Here is an 18,709-nt window from a genome sequence, read left to right as displayed (position 1 = left end):
ATAAATAAAACTAATTAATATCAATCATACTTACTATATTTTCTGAGATGTTCCTAAATTAAATGAGGTAGTCTCCCTAAAAGACTACCTCAATCAATACATCATATTACATTATTATATTATTTTCTTATAGCCAATCTCCATATTTCTTAATATAAAGTTTCTTCACTACTTGAGTTAAACTGCAGTAGCATAGTAAAATTCCTATAATCCATGGAAAATATGATAGTGGAAGCACTTGAAATCCTAAATAAGTTCCCAAAGTTGTAAATGGTATTGCTACTCCTATTACCATTATTGTCATTGTAAGAAGCAATACTGGGTATGATGCTCTACTTTGAAGGAATGGTACTTTCTTCGTTCTTATCATATGAACGATAAGTGTTTGTGATAGTAATCCTTCTATGAACCATCCTGCTTGGAATAAGCCCTGCATTGATTCTACATTAGCTTTAAATATTGTGAACATTACTATAAATGTTATAATATCAAAGATGGAACTTATAGGTCCTATAAATATCATAAATCTTCCTATATCATCAGCATTCCATTTTCTTGGTATCTTTAAATATTCTTCATCCATGTTATCCCAAGGAATTGATATTTGTGATATATCGTAAAGTAAATTTTGAGTTAATAACTGTATTGGGAGCATTGGTAAGAATGGTAAAAATATGCTAGCTACTAATACACTAAACACATTTCCAAAATTAGAGCTAACAGCCATCTTGATGTACTTTATGATATTACCGAATACTCTTCTTCCTTCTATCACACCTTCTTCTAAAACCATTAAGCTCTTCTCAAGAAGGATTATGTCTGCAGACTCTTTTGCTATGTCCACTGCTGTATCTACAGAAATTCCTACATCTGCTACCTTTAGAGCTGGTGCATCATTTATTCCGTCCCCCATAAATCCAACTACATGTCCATTTTCTTTTAATACCTTAACAATTCTTGATTTTTGCATAGGTGATAATTTTGCAAATATGCTTGTTTTTTCAGCTTTGTCAGCTAATTCTTCATCACTCATATCATCTATTTGCCATCCTAATAATACTCTATCCGAATCTACTCCAACTTCCATGCATATCTTTTTAGTAACAGAATCATTGTCGCCTGTTAAAACTTTTATAGCTACTCCGTAATCTTTTAATGCACTTATAGCACAAGATGCTGACTCCTTTGGTGGATCTAGAAATCCTATATATCCTATAAGAACCATATCCCTTTCATCTTCTTGAGCAAATGATCCTTCTTCTGCCACATGATTTTTTTGAGCTACAGCTATAACTCTCATGCCCTCATTGTTTAAGCCGTCAACAGTTTTTTTAATTTTATCTTTTAATTCATCAGTAAGATTCACAACCTGGCCATGATATTCTGCCATAGAACATATAGAAAGCATTTCCTCAACTGCACCTTTTGTGATTAGCTGACTCTTTCCTTCTTTGTCTACTAAAACTACTGACATCCTTCTTCTTGAAAAATCAAATGGTATTTCATCTATTTTAGTGTATTTCTTTTTTAGTTCCTCAAATCCAAATTCTTCTCCATGATTTAGTATAGCTATATCCATCAAGTTTCTAAGTCCTGTTTGATAAAAACTGTTCAAGTAAGCGTGTCTTAGAACCCTCTCATCATCTTCTCCATGAACATTCAAATATCTTTCAACTATTATCTTGTCTAATGTCAAAGTTCCAGTCTTATCAGTACACAAAATATCCATAGCTCCAAAGTTTTGTATAGCATCAAGCTTTTTCACTATAGTCTTTTTCTTTGCCATTTTTACTGCACCTTTAGCAAGATTGCTTGTTAATATCATTGGAAGCATTTGAGGGGTAAGTCCTACTGCAATTGATATTGCGAATAATAAAGCTTCAATCCAGTTATGCTTTGTAAAACCATTTATAAAAAATACAACAGGTACCATTGCCATCATAAATTTTACTAGCAATAACCCTATGCTGTTTACTCCTTTTTCAAAACTTGTTGCTTCTTTTGTTCCTGATAAACTCTTTGCCATAGCTCCAAAATAAGTTTCATCTCCAGTTGAAACAACAACTGCTTTTCCACATCCGCTTATAACTGTGGTTCCTAAAAGACAGATATTATTTAAATCTGATACATTTACGTTATTTCCGCAGTTCATTATCTCTGAATATTTTTCAACAGGCTCTGACTCGCCAGTTAAAGATGATTGTCCAATAAATAAATCCTTTGCCCTAATTATTCTAACATCAGCTGGAATCATATCTCCTGCTGCAAGATATATTATATCCCCTTTAACTATATTCTTTATATCTATTTCTTTAAGTGCACTATCAGCTCTTCTTACTGCTGCTGTATTGCTTACCATAGTTTTAAGTTCGTCTGCAGCCTTACTTGATTTAAATTCTTGAAAAAACTTTAAAAGTCCGCTTAAAAGTATCATCAAAGCTATTATAAAAACAGTGCTATAGCTCCTGTCTTGTGGAGCTACAAAAATAATATCGGTAAGAGCGGATGCTATTCCAATTATTATTAATACAGTAGTGAATGGACTCATGAATGACATAAAAAGTTCTTTATACCATGGAGCTGGCTTTTCATGAGACATTTGATTCTCTCCATACTCCTCTAATCTCTTTTCAGCTTCTGCTTCCTTCAATCCCTTTGATGTTGTATTTAATTCATCATATACTTCATTTATCTCTTTATTGCTAAAACCTATTAGATTCATTGCTATTTCTCTAGCTTTTATTTCCATAATCTCATTATTCTTTTTAATCATTTTTAACACCTCCAAATTCCCTCTTTTCTAAAAAAGACAACAATAAACTAAGGGTAGTGACTTTAATTTTTTTTACTACCTCAACACAAAAGGGCATAGTAACCCCTTTTAAATATTTAGTTTTAATTTAATACGAAACTGGTAATTTAAAGATTTGCTTTAAGACAGCGAAGATGTTCTAAATTATTCCAAAGAAATGCATAAGATTTAAACTACTAAATTTATATTCTGTAAAAAGAATGTACCATCAGTTAGTAGCCTATTCAATGTTACATATGCAATTCTCCCTCCACTGCCTATACTACTACTGCCAGCTTCCATTCTTTCCACCTCCTAAAATTCTATAATAAAATTTCTTTGTAAATATAAAAAACCTCCGTCAAAACCAAAACATGACGCAGGCGTTATTATAAAAATACGTTTCGTTCAAGTTTTGGCTCTGCAAGGCAATGAAGTTGAATTAGATTAAGCCTTCTTTGTTCGGCCAAACCTGCTAACCTGTTAAAAATGTTTCCATTCTTTCACGGCATCAACCCGTATCCTTGTAGTAACCTCACCTACCGAGGTTTTATTCAGTTTACACTATTATAATATGCGTATATATGGATTTTGTCAACAGCTTTAACAAACTTTATGTATTTATACACAGTTTTATCTATATAAACTCATGATAAAAGCTCCCAATAGTTTTATATAAAACTATTGGGAGCCTCTTATTATCCTTGTTTCGCTCTATATTTTGAAATGAAAAACAATGAGATTCCTGATATAAGTGCAATAAATGCAAACAAATAAAATAGTGGAATTAATATAAATGGTTCAACCAAAGTTCCATCTTCTAAAACTTCAGACCCTATTACGTTAAACATAACTAAACACATTACACTCATTAATAATGATGTTATCGTAACTCCTTTGGTAAATGCTTTTGCTTTATCTTGTTTCCATGCTTTTGCGATTTTTTTCATTGCCTTACCATCCTCTAAATTTACTGTATTATATTTAATTTCTATATCAAATTTTTTAAGTTCCTCTCTACAGCTTTCACACTGTGCCAAATGTTCCTCTACAAGTATTTTGCTATCTTCACTGCATACATTATCGTAATATAGAGGTAATAAGTCTCTTATGACATCACAAGATATTTTCATACTAAATCCTCCTTAAGCTTTAATTTTGCACGATGATATGTGACTCGTGCCCAACTCTCCGTTTTTCCAAATAGTTCTCCGATTTGAGCAAATGATAATTCTCCAAAAGTTCTAAGTGTAAATACTTCCTTATATGGTTCTTGAAGTTTATGGAGCAATTTGTGTATTTCAAATGCCGTTTCATTATTTATAAGTCCTTTTTCAATTTCTTTTGAATCAGTTTGGATTTCACTTATCTCTTTTTTCATCTTACTTTTCTCTTTTTCGCAATAAGAAAAATAAGTATTTTTTGCAATTTGACAGAGCCATACTTGAAGTTTACATTTGCCATTAAATTTATCAATGCTTTTCAGTGCCTTAAAAAATGTTTCTTGTGTCACATCTTCTGCTATAGCTGCATCTTGACATAAAGATAATGTATATCTATAAACATATTGAAAATATTCATCATATATTTTACTAAATTCAGTCACTATTTCACCTCACTTTCATATATAAGACTTAGAAGTTTCTATTTCGTTACAACATTTTATAATTTTTTTATAATCTTAGCTTTTATTTACTATTATTAAGGAAATATAAAAATAGGTGTGTTTCAATATGAATTATACATTTTGAAACACACCTTCTTTTAATGACTATTATTTTGATTTTATCTCAAGCCACAAATCATCGTATAATTTAATTTTATCTCCTAAATCTATAAAGAATTCACTCTTCTTTACAATATCATCACTTGGATATGCTACTGGATTGTTTTTAACCTCTTCATCTAGTAATTCAAATGCAGCCTTATTTGGAGTTGAGTAATTTATATAATCTATATTTTGCTTTGCATTTTGTGCATCAAGCATAAAGTTTATAAACTTTTCAGCTTCCTTTTTATTTTCTGCATTATATGGTATACACATAGCATCTATCCATTTATTAGTTCCTGTTTTAGGAATAGCATAAGCTAAATTCTTATCTTCCTCCATAAGAGTTATGGCATCACCAGAATATACTATTCCCATGGCTGCCTCTCCACCTAAGAGTCTATCTTTTATATCGTCATTTCCATAAGCAAGAACAAGAGGTCTTTGCTTTATAAGCTCTTCCTTAGCTTTTTGAAGTTCTGCCTCATTAATACTATTTTGAGAGTATCCAAGCTTCATAAGCGCTATTCCCATAGTATCTCTTACTGAGTCAAGCATAAGAATTTGTTGTTTGTATTTTTCATTCCAAAGTATATCCCAACTCTCTATAGGATCACTTACCATAGTTTTATTGTACATTATTCCAAAAGTACCCCAAAAATATGGAACAGAATATTCATCTTTTGGATCATATGATGCATTTTTAAATTTCTCATCTATATTTTTATAATTAGGTATGTTGCTATAATCTATTTTTTGCAAAAGATCTTCTTTTATCATTTTTTCTATCATATAGTCAGATGGAAATACTAAATCATATTTAGAACCACCACTCTTTATTTTTTGATACATAATTTCATTAGTGTCATATTTTTCATAGACTACTTTTATTCCTGTTTCTTTTTCAAATTTAGGAATTAAATCTTCATCTATATAATCTCCTACATTATATATGTTTAAAACCTCAGCTGATGATTTTGATCCACATCCTGCTAAAAGTCCTACAGATATCACTGATGTTAAAGCTAACGCTATAATTTTCTTTATATTTTTCATACAAGCACCTCTTTCTTTGTGTTACTTATTTACTGGCTGTCTTTTATTTGCAAGTAGTAATAATACTAAAACTGATACAAACATTAAAGTTGATAAAGCATTTATTTCAGGTTTTATTCCTCTTCTCGCCATAGAGTATACTTCAATAGAAAGGTTAGAAACACCACTTCCCGTATTAAAGAAACTTATAACAAAATCATCTATAGACATAGTAAATGCAATTAAAAATCCTGAAATTATTCCTGGTTTTATTTGAGGTAATATTACCTTCCTAAGTGCATACATTGGCTTTGCTCCAAGATCCATTGCTGCCTCTTCTATATTTTGTGGTAATTGCTTTAATCTAGGGAGCACTGACAATACTACATATGGAATATCAAAAGTTATATGTGCAAGTATCATAGTGCCAAGTCCTAAGTCTAAATTTAAAAAGATAAATAAACTCATAAGCCCTATAGCTGTAACTATATCTGGGTTTAATACTGGAAGATAATTTATATTAAGAAGCACTGACTTTTTGGCACCTTTCATTTTGTGGATTCCTATAGCACTTATAGTTCCAATTATTGTAGCTGCTATAGATGCAACAACAGCAACTAATATAGTGGTTCTAAGAGCTGATAATATAGCCTCATTGTGCATAAGCTCCTGATACCATTTAAAAGTAAATCCTTGCCACTTTGCCATAGATTTAGAATCATTGAAAGAAAATAATATGAGAGCAAATATAGGTGCATATAAAAACACAAATATTGCTGATAAATATACATTAGAGGTTATCTTCTTTACCACAATAGTCTGCCTCCTCTCTCCTCTTCATCTTCATCAGAGAACTTAGATGTAAGTCCCATACAAATTAATATTAACAGCATCATAACTATTGATATAGCTGAACCAAAGTTCCAATCTCCAACAGTTGTAAATTGCTGCTCTATCAAGTTTCCAAGAAGAGTGTATTGTCCTCCTCCCAAAAGTCGCGATATAACGAAGGTAGAAACTGCAGGCATAAACACCATTGTTATACCAGATACAACTCCTGGTATGCTTAATGGAAAAATAACCTTTGTGAATACCTTAAATTTTCCAGCTCCTAAATCGTAAGCTGCATTAACCAAATCTTGGTCAATCTTTAAAAGTGAAGTGTATATAGGTAGTACCATAAATGGTAGGAAGTTATATACCATACCTAAAAGCACTGCACCATTTGTATATAAAATACTTACTGGATCTAGTCCAATAGAAGTTAATAGCGTGTTTAAAAGTCCATTTTTTCCCAATATAGACATCCAAGCATAAGTTCTTAAAAGAAAATTCATCCACATTGGAAGTATAAATAGCAATATAAGCATACCCTTCTTATGATCTGGTTTTTTAGATATTATATATGACACTGGATATCCTATTATTAAACATAATAATGTAGACAAAAATGCAAGCCATATGGAACGCCCGAAAACTTTTAAATAAATTGGATTCATTAGTCTAGTAAAGTTATCTAAGGAAAATACATATTCTCCTCCTTCTGTTTTAGTACAGCTGAAGAAGATTATTAAAAGTAAAGGAACTACTATAAATATTACACTCCATAACACATATGGATAAGCTAAATAATCTTTTTTCTTTTTCATTATTCATCACCTGATTTTGTCATGATATGAAAATCTTCTGGATATAAATCCATTCCTATAGTCGCACCTATTTGTGCACACTGAGTATTGTGAATAAGCCATGTTCTTCCGCTTTCCTCTACTTCTAGTTCATAATGAACTCCCTTAAATACTATTGACTTTACTATTCCTTCTAACATACCTTTACCAGCAGCTACCATCTTTACGTCCTCTGGTCTTATTACCACATCAACTGGTTCATTTTTAGCGAAACCTTTATCTACACACTCAAATACCTTATTACATACTTGAATTTTATAATCCTCAAGCATAACTCCGTCGAATATGTTGCTTTCTCCTATGAACTTTGCAACGAATCTATTTTCAGGTTCATTGTATATATCTTGAGGAGTTCCCATTTGCTGAATAACTCCTTTATTCATAACCACAACTGTATCTGACATGGTAAGTGCCTCTTCTTGGTCATGAGTAACAAATATAAAAGTTATTCCAAGTTGTTTTTGAATCTTTTTAAGCTCTATCTGCATCTCTTTTCTAAGCTTCAAGTCTAAAGCTCCTAAAGGCTCATCTAAAAGAAGAACTCTTGGTTCATTTACTATTGCTCTTGCTATAGCTACTCTCTGTTGCTGTCCTCCACTTAGTGAATCTATATTTCTCTTTTCAAACCCTTCCAATGATACAAGCTTTAATACTTCTTTTACCTTTGTATCTATTATTGACTTTGATAATTTCTTTATTCTAAGACCAAAAGCTATGTTTTCATATACATTCATATGAGGAAATAAAGCATACTTTTGGAATACAGTGTTTATCTGTCTATCAAATGGAGGTACATCATTTATCTTTTTATCTTCAAAAATTACCTCACCATCATCACAGGTTTCAAATCCTGCTATTATCTTTAAGGTGGTCGTCTTTCCACATCCACTAGGTCCAAGTAAAGTTACAAATTCATTTTTTCTTATGTTTAAATTTATACTATCCAATACTTTTAAATCATCGTATTGTTTTGAAAGATTTTTAATTTCTATTATGTTTTCCATTACCTAACACCTCTTATTCTCTAAAATGATGGCGGAGTGCTTACCCAGATTACCTTGGCATCTGTCTTTCCTTCATTGGAAATATAATGTCTTTCCTTTGGTTGAAAGTAAAAGCTCTCTCCTTTTCTTATCTTATACACCTTTTCACCTATGTGAAGGTGTATTATTCCCGCTAATACGTATCCAAATTCTTCTCCCTCATGAGGTTCTTCCTCTTTATATTTTCCAAATGGCTCTAATGTGAGCATTATAGGCTCCATTTCATTCTTTTGTGCATCTGGCACAAGCCATTTTAATTTATATTTTAATTCGTCATCCTCTGTTTCAAACATATCATCTGCTGTAAATCTAACTCTTTCACTGGTTTCCTCACTGAAGAACTCCTTAAGATTTGTTCCCAGCACCTGAAGTATATCCACAAGAGTTGCTATTGAAGGTGAAGTTAATTCATTTTCTATTTGAGATATGAATCCTTTAGATAATTCACACCTATTCGCTAGTTCTTCTTGAGTTAGCTGCTTTTCCATCCTTAATCTTCTAATCTTATCTCCAATTTCCATAAAACTTACCTCCAATACTTGTGTATTATATCTAAACTATATGTTTATTTTTACTAAACAAACAATGTTATTTTATAGCTTTTTTTATAATAAATCAATAGATTTATAAAAATTTTTTCTAATATTTTTGGGTATTTCTATTTTTTTAATCGTTGGCAAGTCATACCTTTGCTTCACTTTGTTTACATTAATATTCTATATGTTTAGTATTACTAATTTTAATTAGTATATGTATATTAAAAGTAAAGTATAGTTATTATATACTCAAAAAATATAAAATATCTTTCCTTTTTATTTAAGTATTTTATAATATAACTTTTTATGCAGCATTATAGAAAAATTTCATTCTTCTCTATAAAAACGTATACATTACCACATTTTTTACATATTGACACCTTTTAAATCATTATGATATAATAAAAATTTTATATTATTCCTTTAATATGTTATAATATAATTAATATCATATTGGAGGTGTTTTTTTGTTTAATATTAGTGACACAATCGTATATCCTAACCAAGGTATTGGTACAATAGTATCTATACAAGAAGAACCGTTTTTAGGTGAATTGCAGACATATTACAAAATAAAATTTAGGAATAGTAGTTTAGAAATAATGCTCCCTAAAAAACGTCTTAAAAATTCTAACATAAGGCTTTTGAGTAATTCTGAAGACTTAGATGATGCATTTGATCACATTGATGATTTTGCTGAAGATCTCTGCGAGATGAATGAATGCAATTTAAAAGAAAGAATGCTTCAAAACTCATTAAAATTAAAATCTTCTACAATAAAAGACTATATAGAAGTAATATTAAATCTTACAGAAGTCCAAACTCATCATCACCTAAATTCTAGTGAAAAGCAGATGCTTACTAGTACAACTTCATCACTTATAGATGAAATTAGTCTTGCAAAAGATATAACTACAGAAAATGCTGCAGATTTATTAGATGATTTACTCTCTAAAGTAAAGCAATAACCGCACACAATGTGTACGGTTATTTTTTCGTTCTTTCTTATATTATTTCCAATAATCTGTTTCAATTCCAATGTCAATAGAACAGAACTTTCCACCATCAGTTTTATTGTAATGATCTAGTACTTTAAATACTATTTTACTTCCTATAAGAAGTATAGGAACATTAGCATATACAACTATTATATTTACCAAGTCAGATATATACCATAGGTTTCCAAGTTCTAATCCTGATAAAACTGTCAAACATCCAAAAGGAACAAATATAAGTGCTCCTAATGCTCTTAAAGATGTTATGAATTTTTTGCTTCTAGATATGAAATTACCTGATATCTCTGCAAATAATATCATCCCTATAAGTGTTGTAAATGCAAACAATGCATAGCATAAAGATACTATTACTGTTATGATTCCATCAAAAGATGTTCCAGGTATTAGATTTTGAAGTGATGTAAGATAAAGCGGAAGCTTAGCACTTCTTATAGTTTCCCATGCAGCTGCTCCTACTCCATTCCAGACACTTGCCATTACTACAACGAATCCAGTCATTGTGCATATTACCATAGTATCTAAAAATACACCTATCGCTTGAACAAATCCCTGCTCTGCCGGATGCTTATTATCCGCAACTGCTGCAGCCATAGTTATTGTTCCTTGTCCAGCCTCATTTGACATAAGACCTCTCTTTATCCCTTGTGATAATGCTATTCCAAATGCTCCTCCAAATATAGCTTCAGGAGTAAATGCTCCCTTAAACACTGCACTAAAGAAATATGGTATTTTATCTAGGTTAAATGTTATTACTACTATAGTTATTCCTATATATACAAGTGCCATTATAGGAACAAGTCTATCTGTAACCTTAGTTACTCTCTTTATTCCTCCAAATACAGTAGCCGCTACTGATATTATAAGCAATATTGTAATAGTATAATATACAACTGACTGTCTATCTATAGGACCTCCTGTTACAGTTTCCGCTATAGAACCTAAGCTTGTTATAATATTAAAGGTCTGAGCTGGTATGCAGAATAGTGCATATACTATAAATATTATAGAAAGTATAATTCCAATCCATCTCTTGTTACCTAAAATCCTTTTTCCGTAAAAAGGCAATCCTCCTACAAACTCATCACCTTTTCTTTCCTTGAACACCTGAGCTAAAACAGCTTCTGAAAAAGCAGTAGCCATTCCAAAAAAGGCAGAAAGCCACATCCAAAATAAAGTTCCTGGACCACCTACACTTATAGCACCAGTAACTCCAACTATGTTTCCTGGTCCTATTCTCATAGCTGAACTTAATAAAAATGATGCTAAAGGGCTGACCCCTATCTCACTGCTTTTCTTCTGGGCTAATATCTTTATCCCTCTTTTAAATCTCTTGCATTGTACAAAAGATGTCTTAAAGGTAAAGTATATTCCTGTTCCTAAAAGTAGTATAACTGCTAATGACATTCCTCCTAAAACAGGTATTTTAGAGTACCAGTCTATATTAGTCGGAAAATCCCATAGAAAATCAGTTATAGGTACTATAAATTCAAAAAAGCTATTTACAGCATTAAATATCTCCGTCAAATTCTCTCCTCCTTTAATATAAAATTTAAGTCCTTTGACAACTTTATTCGTCTACTTATTATAACATTATTAACCTATTAAAATAACTGTAAAATCATTGAAACTTAATAAATCACCGTAATATTAAGAATACCCATGAGCATTGCACTCATGGGTATATTTTTATACACAACTTCTTTTCAATTTTCCATCTAAAGCTTTCAAAAGACACCATACAATTATGATTTCTATAGGAAGCATTATAAGATTTTTTGCTATTCTAGGTATTAATAAAACCATAAACGCTTTTCCACCTATTATAGATAACCACCATGTATTAAGAATTAAATTTACAAATAATGTTATACACGTTCTAGCACCAATTACCCTCCATAAGGAAAGTTTTGATCTATACATAAATAATCCTACGATTATTCCTCCCAGTATAGCATTAAAAGTAAATCCGAAAAAATATGGTCCAGTGGGTTTTATAATATAGCCTATTATATCTCCCATGCCTGCTCCAAGTCCCGCAGCTACAGGACCATACATGGTTCCCATTAAAAAGATTGCAATAAATGCAAAGCTTAGTCTCAACGTTGGCAGAATATCAATTCTAAAGAACGATAAAACCAACTGTAGTGCCACAAGGAGCGATATCGCAACTAAAGATCTTACGTTTTTCATCTCCTTATAAGAGTAATAAAATTTTTCAATAATTTTTTTCATAGCAGTTACCTCCTTCCAAAAATTTGCTGATCAAATTTAGAGGTAACCCTCATAAATTAATCACAGCGGGATGCGGCAAATAAATCGCAAGCACTTGTTTACTTTTCGTTTTGGTAACAACTCCCCGTCTACCAAACACTTCACGCTTATAAGCCTACTCTGCTACTTTCTAATTTACATCATTCATGTTATCACAAGGACAACCCTCTTTCAACATTAATTATATGTTTTATTTATTCATAATAAACTGTAATTTTAATTTTTAAGCTTTTACCTTTTTGATCTTCATATCTTTTATCTTTGTCTTACATAAATAAGCTGATATTATTGCAGTGATTGGAACAGTTAATATTATTCCTATAGTTCCTGCCAAACTTTGTATCACTTCCGTACCCAAAATATCTAGATTTATCAGTTGTGTAGTCCACATATTTGCTGAATATAATAGAATCATAGTAGTTATAGACCCTCCTGCAAAAGCCAAAACTAATGTATTAGTCATAGTACCTATGATATCTCTTCCAATATTCATTCCGCTTTTAAATAATTCTTTTAATGTCATCTTTTTATTAACATCATATATTTCAAATATTGATGATGATATAGACATTGCAACATCCATTACAGCTCCTAAAGACGCCACTAATATTCCTGCAAATAATATTCCACTTACCTTTAATCCAGTTGTTTCAGCTATATACATTATGCTTTCTGAGTCTTCCATAGTTATACCTGAAAGATGAGCCCAGTTTCCAAAACCATAGGCTATAATTCCAGCTACTATAACACCTATAAACGTTCCAGTTATTGCCGCTAATGTCTTTTTATTTATCCCAGAGACCAAAGTCATGGTTATAGAAATACTTATTATAGCTATCAATATAGCTGAGAGTATAGGGTTTACCCCCTTTATCATAAGAGGCATCATCAAAAATATTACACATACAAGTGTAAATATTAAAGCTAATATAGACTTCACACCTTTAAACCCACCGACTAATATAGTTATTATCACAAATATCGCCATTAAAGTTATTAATACATGACTTCTTTTATAACTTGTTATAGCTATATCATTCAGATTTCCTTCATTAAAGTACATACATGCTACAACTTTTGTTCCTTTTGAAACTTTAAAATTGTATAATCTGCTTATATTATTTATTATATCGTACTCCTTACCTTTGTACGGACCTTCCAACATTTTGATTTTCACATTTTGATATCCAAGTTCTACTTTTTCTATGTATTGATCTGCTTTTAACTCTTCCTTTGCAACCTCTGTCACTTGAGCCTCATAATACTCTGTTCCTTTATTATATTTATCTGGAAGAAATCCACTCTCCCCTATGGATTTAGAAAATATTATTATAATTGCACTCAATAATATTGTAACTCCTATTGATATTATGTCATTTCTATAGTTCTTTAAATTCATACCCTTCTCTCCTTAACTCTTTTGTCCATTGTTATGAGAAAGAGTGTCTTAGAAAAATCACATTCCTAAGACACCTTCAATTATTTTAGTTTAATTTTCTTTTCTTCTGCTTCTTAGAACCAAGTAAGCTCCCGCAAGTACTGATATTGAAGCTGCAACTATTATTAATCTGTAATCAAATCCTCCTGTTTGAGGAAGTTTATTTCCTTGGCTAGTTGAATTTCCTGGTTTATTTTGATTTTCTGGATCTGATGGTTTATTTGGATCTTCTGGATTTGTTGGTTCTGATTGCTTATCTAATTTAACTATTTCAGCGGTATTTCTAACCCTTAATCTAGCTCCTTCTGGGTCAAAAGAAGCAAGTCCTACAGCTGAAACATTATCACCAATCTTTATGTCAGGATTCCATTTTCCCTTCATATCTCCATTTATTCCATCCCAAATGTACCCCTCTACATATACTCTTGAAACGCCTGTTCCATCATCTATATAAAGATTTGATCCATTTATATCCACAACTTTGCCTTCTACTTTAACAAGTTTTCCACCATTTATTGGATTCATACTGTCAATTGTAGATAACTTTGTAGGCTCTATTGGATTTATAGCTTCATCTATAATTTGAACTTCGCTATCTTCGTCAGAAACCTGTATTTCAAACTCTCCTTGGTAGCAATCAACAGCCCCTGTAACCCTTATCTTTTGGCCAACCTTTAATGGTGTCTTAGAAACACCAAATACACATATTCCACCAGTTTCATCTTCTACATATACAACTTCAAAGAATGAATTCTTTGGTGATATAGCCTCTGATTGAGATGTTACAGTACCTTCAATAGTGAATCTTTGCTCTAATAAGTCTGGAACTCCATCCTTATTTTCATCTTTTCTTATATCTGCTATCTTAGCAGTAGGTGCTTTCTTTGCTGGAAGCATCCAATTTAAAACATTGTTAGTAAGCTTAATATTGCAATACTGTTCTCCATTTGTTCCATCTATTTCAAAGTCAGAGAAGAAAGTATTTCCTGAAGCAACAACCTTTGCTCCACTATCCAGCATCTCTGCTCCAGTAACATTAACCTTTCCTTTTTCAACTGCAACATTATCTCCCGCATTGTCAGAATCTAATGTCTCAGTAGTATCATAACCTTTAACTAGAAAATCAACCTTTCCTCCCTTTGAGCCATCTGCAAGTATTACAGAACATCCACTATAGAAACTGAATTTATCTTTATCATTTTCCATTCCTTCTGTTAAATTATAATTTTCTGATGAGAATCTACTTAGATACAATCTATACTTTTGCTCTCCATCAACGGTTTGATCAAGAACTTCATCATCATTAAGTCTTAATTCTGATCCTATAGCTTCTAATATAGGATTTAATTGAGCACTATTACTATAATCTCCTGTTCCATCCTTGTAGTCAGCTTTAGAAGATATTATTATATTTCCTCCTCTGTCTACATATCTCTTAATAACTTCTATCTCACTCTTTTCAAACTTGCTCTTTTTTAAATTGAACTTTGAATCATCTACACTTTGAGGATCTGTTAATATAAGAAGCTTAGCATCTTTTAAAGTCTCATCTGTTAATGTATTATTATTTATAGTGGTTATGCACCCTCTATCTTGTAGAAGTTGTTGAAGCTTTGTAAGCTTTCCAGCATAGTTTCCAGTGACATATTGATTGCAGTGAGCACCATCTATGACAACTTTGTGTGTATCTTCTTTGTTTACAACTTTAATCTTCACACTTGTTGTAAAGATTCTGTCTTTTCCACCTATATTTAAAGAAGCTTTTGCATAAATAGTATATTCGCCTGTTTTATCAAAGCTTACAGGCATAGATACGTTCTCAGTTTTACTTGTATCAATAGTTTCTATTATCTTTTCGCCTATCTTATTTTCATCTGAAATTTCGTTTTTAAAGAATTCAATTTTGGCATTTTTTATAGGACTTGTTCCATTGTTATATACTCCAACTGAAACATTTGCCTCTTCCTTAGAAAGAACCAATGGCTTGTCTGTACTCATTGATGTAAGACCAGCACTGATGTTTTCTCCAACCCATACTGGAGCAGTAACAGCTATATCTTTATCTGCTTGATCTACCCTTACATAATAATACGTATATTGAGGATTTAATTCTAATTCCCAATTTACATTGTTGGAATTAAATTCTTTTGATTCAACAACAACTCCACCATTAGCTATTATTGAAACTTTCTTTATTTGGTCATTATCATTTATATTTATTTTAAAGTCTAGCTTATCTACATTTCCTAAGAAGCTTCCCATAAGATTTCCATTTACAGAATAATCAACTGTCATATCTGGATCTTCTGAAGCATAAACTCTTCTATTTCTTAGTGCATCATATATAGACTCTCTAGAATTGTTATCTGTTATTATTACTGTTCTAGCATCATTTGAACTATACCATTTTCCCTTATGGTTATCTTGGTTGTTAGTTGGTGCTAAATGCCATCCTTTATCTAAAGCTCTTGTATAATATTGATAGCTTGGGAAATATCCACTTCCTCTTATAGGTCCTTCTCCATTTCCTACTTCCACCATATTTACTACTGAATCAGCAGCTGCAGTGTAAAATCCAAAGTCAGCAAAATCACCAAAAGTTTTTCCTGGATGATTCAATTGTGATATTGATTGAGGCTGAGTAGGTAAAGTATCATAATATTTCTTAAGATCCATACTCTTATTTGTTCTTGTTTCAAATCCTGGTGTGTTAAAAGTATTTATATGCCCCCATCCACCAGTTGAACCTGACCAAGTCATCTCATATCCGTATATTGATGTAAAAGTTCCTGGCTCATTATGTTTATCTGCTGTAACATGTGCTCCTGTCCAAGCTTTACTCATTGACCCATCTGCAAGATTTGCTGAGGTATCATTATCAAACCAGTTAGAGTGGTCTGTAACTGCAATATAGTCTGCTCCATGAGCTTTAGCCCAATCATAAGCCTCATCTAATGTTCCAGATCCATCTGAAATATTTGTATGAGAGTGAAGTTGTCCAAATAAGTGCTGTAACTGTCCTTTTCTAAATGACCATTCTTTAGAAGAACTATTTCCAAGCATATCCTTAGCTTCTACCTTAACTGTATGAACTCCATCTTTTAGAGAATTTTCTGGTACATAGGATACAGAAAGTTCTTTTACATCTGCTTTAGCTGTCACATCTTCTTCATCAAAGAATATCTTTATTGAAGATTTATCAACCCCTGAAGCATCCTTTAGTGAAGCCTTTATCATAGGCTTTTCTTCTGTTCCCACACTGCCTCCCTCTGCTGGTAATAATTCAAATATTTCTGGTCCATCTATGTCTTTGTCACTTACTTCTACTAAAAATGCATTTTCTTTAGGAAGCTTTGATGTATTAACGCCATCTGTAGCTTCTATATAATATTCAATACCTGTTTTTACTACATCTATAGCAGGTATAACAGCCTTATAAGAGTTTTCTCCATCTTTAGCCATATCTATGTTTTTAAAGGTAGTTTCACCTTTAGCTCTATAGTTTAAAGTTACCTTTTCAACATTTCTATTATCACTAACTTGTGCCATTATTTCCAAGTCTTTATTCAAAGAAGCTTTCTCTATTTGAGTATGTTTTATGACTGGAGCTTCTTTGTCATTATTATTTACTAATGTAAATGTGCAAGAGCTTCCATAAATTTGAACATTGGAATCATATCTTCCTATTGTCCCTTGAACATTTACTTCATCACCAGTTTTTACATTGATATCACTAGGTACAAAATAGATATCTAACGAATCTGCACCTTGAGTTAACGTTTTCTTTTCTACGTCTATTATAGCCTTCTCTATTTTAATGTATAATGAATCATAATTCTTTTCTTTTAGCTCCTTTATAGTCAATGTCTTTGGTGCAGGCATTCCCTGATCAGACACTACTTTTACGTCACTAGCTTGAATTTGTATCAAATTATGGAAGCCATCTAAAGTTCCTGTAACTTGTACTAAGTTTCCGCTTTTAACAGTGCTTAAGTCTATCTTACTTTTATAGTTAGAAATCGCTACAGCACCAGTTTCATCTTGAATATGCAAAGTACTGTTTCTATCGTTGAAAGAAACCACACCTTTAACTGTAACTTCCTTTCCCTTTTCCAAAGCTCTAGCTTCTGCAATTGTTAAAACATTTACACCAGGGTCTGGATTAGGGTCTGGCTTTGGATCTGGTGGTGCTATTGAGCTTCCATCACCCTTTATGGTTATGTCATCTATAGCTAAATTTCCAACTACCTTTGAGAATGAAAACTTAACTTTTGTTGTTTCCTTTGGTATAGCTGTTTCAAATGTGGTACCTTTATTTAAAGTGTCAACTAAATTATACCCTTGTACTTCCTGCCACTTATCACTTACCAAAATTTCAACCTTCAAGCTTGACGTATATTCGCTATTTCCCCTTTGAGCTTTATACCAAAAACTCAAGGTTCCATCTTTTGTTAACGTAAATGAGGGACTTTCTAAGGTTTCATTTTTGCTACCTCTCATTCTTCCAAATCCAAAAGACGGTTTTTCTTTTCCATAATTTCCTGTACTGTCATACCCACCTAATAAGGTAGCTACTTCACCATTTCTTGTCATCATCCACCCACTATTAGCAGGTTTACTTTCTTTTTTTTCACCTATAAAGCCTTCTTCTAGTATAATCCCACTGTCACTGTTACCATTAGAAAAGTCTTGCGCCCAAGCCGCTATACTTGGCACACCAATAGATGTCATTAAAAACGAAAGTGCTACAAAAAAACTCAGTAGCTTTGTTCTTTTTCTTTTCATTTTGCTCCCCCTAACATGTAATATTTACAAATATAGTTTACTACTAATACCGTATATTTTCCATTTATTAGACGTAAATTAATTCACTATTTTTCTGCATTTTTCAACTTTTTTCTTTTCATGCTACTGTACCTCTATAATATTTTATATTATTATCAAGCTGTTATTTTGTATAAAAATGTCAGTTTATAACTTTAAGTTTATTATTAATGATATAATGTATTTTAAAATTTTTATTGAAGTTAGGTGAAATTATGTTTGAAATTAAAAATTTGAAGTATAAAGACATATTAGATATTCCCGAACTTGTAATTGATAAGCAGGTTACATGCATCGTT

Annotated in this window: 13 protein-coding genes and 2 riboswitches; of the genes, 1 reads left to right on the top strand and 12 read right to left on the bottom strand. The window is 31.7% G+C overall.

Annotation, left to right across the window (positions count from 1 at the left end; all coding sequences use genetic code 11):
- Positions 1-127: 127 nt before the first annotated feature.
- The 8 genes from mgtA to KQH81_RS04020 all read right to left on the bottom strand — a co-directional run bounded on the left by mgtA (position 128) and on the right by KQH81_RS04020 (position 8,846).
- Entirely contained in the window at positions 128-2,773 is a 2,646-nt protein-coding gene (gene mgtA / locus KQH81_RS04055; protein WP_407647333.1) for a magnesium-translocating P-type ATPase, read from the bottom strand.
- A gap of 410 nt (positions 2,774-3,183) precedes the next feature.
- A riboswitch (M-box (ykoK) riboswitch) is annotated at positions 3,184-3,345 on the bottom strand.
- Positions 3,346-3,489: 144 nt separating this feature from the next.
- Positions 3,490-3,924 (bottom strand): DUF3955 domain-containing protein, encoded by a 435-nt coding sequence (locus KQH81_RS04050; RefSeq protein WP_178312140.1) that lies wholly within the window; start codon positions 3,922-3,924, stop codon positions 3,490-3,492.
- Complete coding sequence (locus KQH81_RS04045) at positions 3,921-4,397, bottom strand: RNA polymerase sigma factor (protein ID WP_027637382.1); 477 nt, start codon at positions 4,395-4,397, stop codon at positions 3,921-3,923. The genes KQH81_RS04050 and KQH81_RS04045 overlap by 4 nt, the downstream gene beginning before the upstream one ends.
- Positions 4,398-4,565: 168 nt before the next feature.
- Entirely contained in the window at positions 4,566-5,615 is a 1,050-nt protein-coding gene (locus KQH81_RS04040) for an ABC transporter substrate-binding protein (protein WP_027637383.1), read from the bottom strand.
- Between the two features lie 21 nt (positions 5,616-5,636).
- A complete protein-coding gene (locus tag KQH81_RS04035) occupies positions 5,637-6,407 on the bottom strand; it encodes an ABC transporter permease (protein ID WP_074844702.1) in 771 nt (256 codons plus the stop codon).
- Positions 6,401-7,243, bottom strand: coding sequence for an ABC transporter permease (locus KQH81_RS04030; protein ID WP_027637385.1), 843 nt, complete (start codon positions 7,241-7,243; stop codon positions 6,401-6,403). The genes KQH81_RS04035 and KQH81_RS04030 overlap by 7 nt, the downstream gene beginning before the upstream one ends.
- Complete coding sequence (potA, locus tag KQH81_RS04025; RefSeq protein WP_027637386.1) at positions 7,243-8,286, bottom strand: spermidine/putrescine ABC transporter ATP-binding protein; 1,044 nt, start codon at positions 8,284-8,286, stop codon at positions 7,243-7,245. The genes KQH81_RS04030 and potA overlap by 1 nt, the downstream gene beginning before the upstream one ends.
- 20 nt (positions 8,287-8,306) lie before the next feature.
- A complete protein-coding gene (locus KQH81_RS04020) occupies positions 8,307-8,846 on the bottom strand; it encodes a helix-turn-helix domain-containing protein (RefSeq protein WP_027637387.1) in 540 nt (179 codons plus the stop codon).
- A 482-nt stretch (positions 8,847-9,328) separates the two neighbouring features.
- Here KQH81_RS04020 and KQH81_RS04015 point away from each other — a divergent pair, with 482 nt between their 5' ends.
- Positions 9,329-9,829, top strand: a complete 501-nt coding sequence (locus tag KQH81_RS04015; protein WP_230028981.1) for a CarD family transcriptional regulator — start codon at positions 9,329-9,331, stop codon at positions 9,827-9,829.
- Between the two features lie 42 nt (positions 9,830-9,871).
- On the opposite strand, the gene KQH81_RS04010 is transcribed toward KQH81_RS04015, so the two are convergent.
- The 4 genes from KQH81_RS04010 to KQH81_RS03995 form a co-directional block, all read right to left on the bottom strand.
- On the bottom strand, positions 9,872-11,401 hold the full coding sequence (locus KQH81_RS04010; protein WP_230028980.1) for an alanine/glycine:cation symporter family protein: 1,530 nt from the start codon (positions 11,399-11,401) through the stop codon (positions 9,872-9,874).
- Positions 11,402-11,563: 162 nt separating this feature from the next.
- Positions 11,564-12,109: a folate family ECF transporter S component gene (locus KQH81_RS04005; RefSeq protein ID WP_230028979.1), complete on the bottom strand. Its 546-nt coding sequence runs from the start codon at positions 12,107-12,109 to the stop codon at positions 11,564-11,566.
- A gap of 61 nt (positions 12,110-12,170) precedes the next feature.
- Positions 12,171-12,273, bottom strand: a riboswitch (THF riboswitch).
- 98 nt (positions 12,274-12,371) lie between these two features.
- The gene (locus KQH81_RS04000) at positions 12,372-13,547 is read right to left on the bottom strand and encodes a YibE/F family protein (protein WP_099336028.1); all 1,176 of its coding nucleotides are present in this window, start codon (positions 13,545-13,547) and stop codon (positions 12,372-12,374) included.
- 90 nt (positions 13,548-13,637) lie between these two features.
- Positions 13,638-18,371 carry a CehA/McbA family metallohydrolase gene (locus KQH81_RS03995; RefSeq protein ID WP_230028978.1) on the bottom strand — a complete coding sequence of 1,578 codons (4,734 nt, stop codon included), beginning with the start codon at positions 18,369-18,371 and terminating at the stop codon, positions 13,638-13,640.
- Positions 18,372-18,709 lie beyond the last annotated feature (338 nt).

It is taken from the genome of Clostridium cadaveris (assembly GCF_020911725.1).
Taxonomy (GTDB): domain Bacteria; phylum Bacillota; class Clostridia; order Clostridiales; family Clostridiaceae; genus Clostridium_X; species Clostridium_X cadaveris.
The sequence above is the reverse complement of the archived record's forward strand: the minus strand, read 5'-3'. Positions and strand labels throughout refer to the sequence as shown.

Bases quoted from the DNA above. Each gene is read 5' to 3' on its own strand.
- KQH81_RS04000 (WP_099336028.1), bottom strand. From the start codon at position 13,547: ATGAATTTAAAGAACTATAGAAATGACATAATATCAATAGGAGTTACA.
- KQH81_RS03995 (WP_230028978.1), bottom strand. From the start codon at position 18,371: ATGAAAAGAAAAAGAACAAAGCTACTGAGTTTTTTTGTAGCACTTTCG.
- KQH81_RS04020 (WP_027637387.1), bottom strand. From the start codon at position 8,846: ATGGAAATTGGAGATAAGATTAGAAGATTAAGGATGGAAAAGCAGCTA.
- potA (WP_027637386.1), bottom strand. From the start codon at position 8,286: ATGGAAAACATAATAGAAATTAAAAATCTTTCAAAACAATACGATGAT.
- KQH81_RS04005 (WP_230028979.1), bottom strand. From the start codon at position 12,109: ATGAAAAAAATTATTGAAAAATTTTATTACTCTTATAAGGAGATGAAA.
- mgtA (WP_407647333.1), bottom strand. From the start codon at position 2,773: ATGATTAAAAAGAATAATGAGATTATGGAAATAAAAGCTAGAGAAATA.
- KQH81_RS04030 (WP_027637385.1), bottom strand. From the start codon at position 7,243: ATGAAAAAGAAAAAAGATTATTTAGCTTATCCATATGTGTTATGGAGT.
- KQH81_RS04040 (WP_027637383.1), bottom strand. From the start codon at position 5,615: ATGAAAAATATAAAGAAAATTATAGCGTTAGCTTTAACATCAGTGATA.
- KQH81_RS04050 (WP_178312140.1), bottom strand. From the start codon at position 3,924: ATGAAAATATCTTGTGATGTCATAAGAGACTTATTACCTCTATATTAC.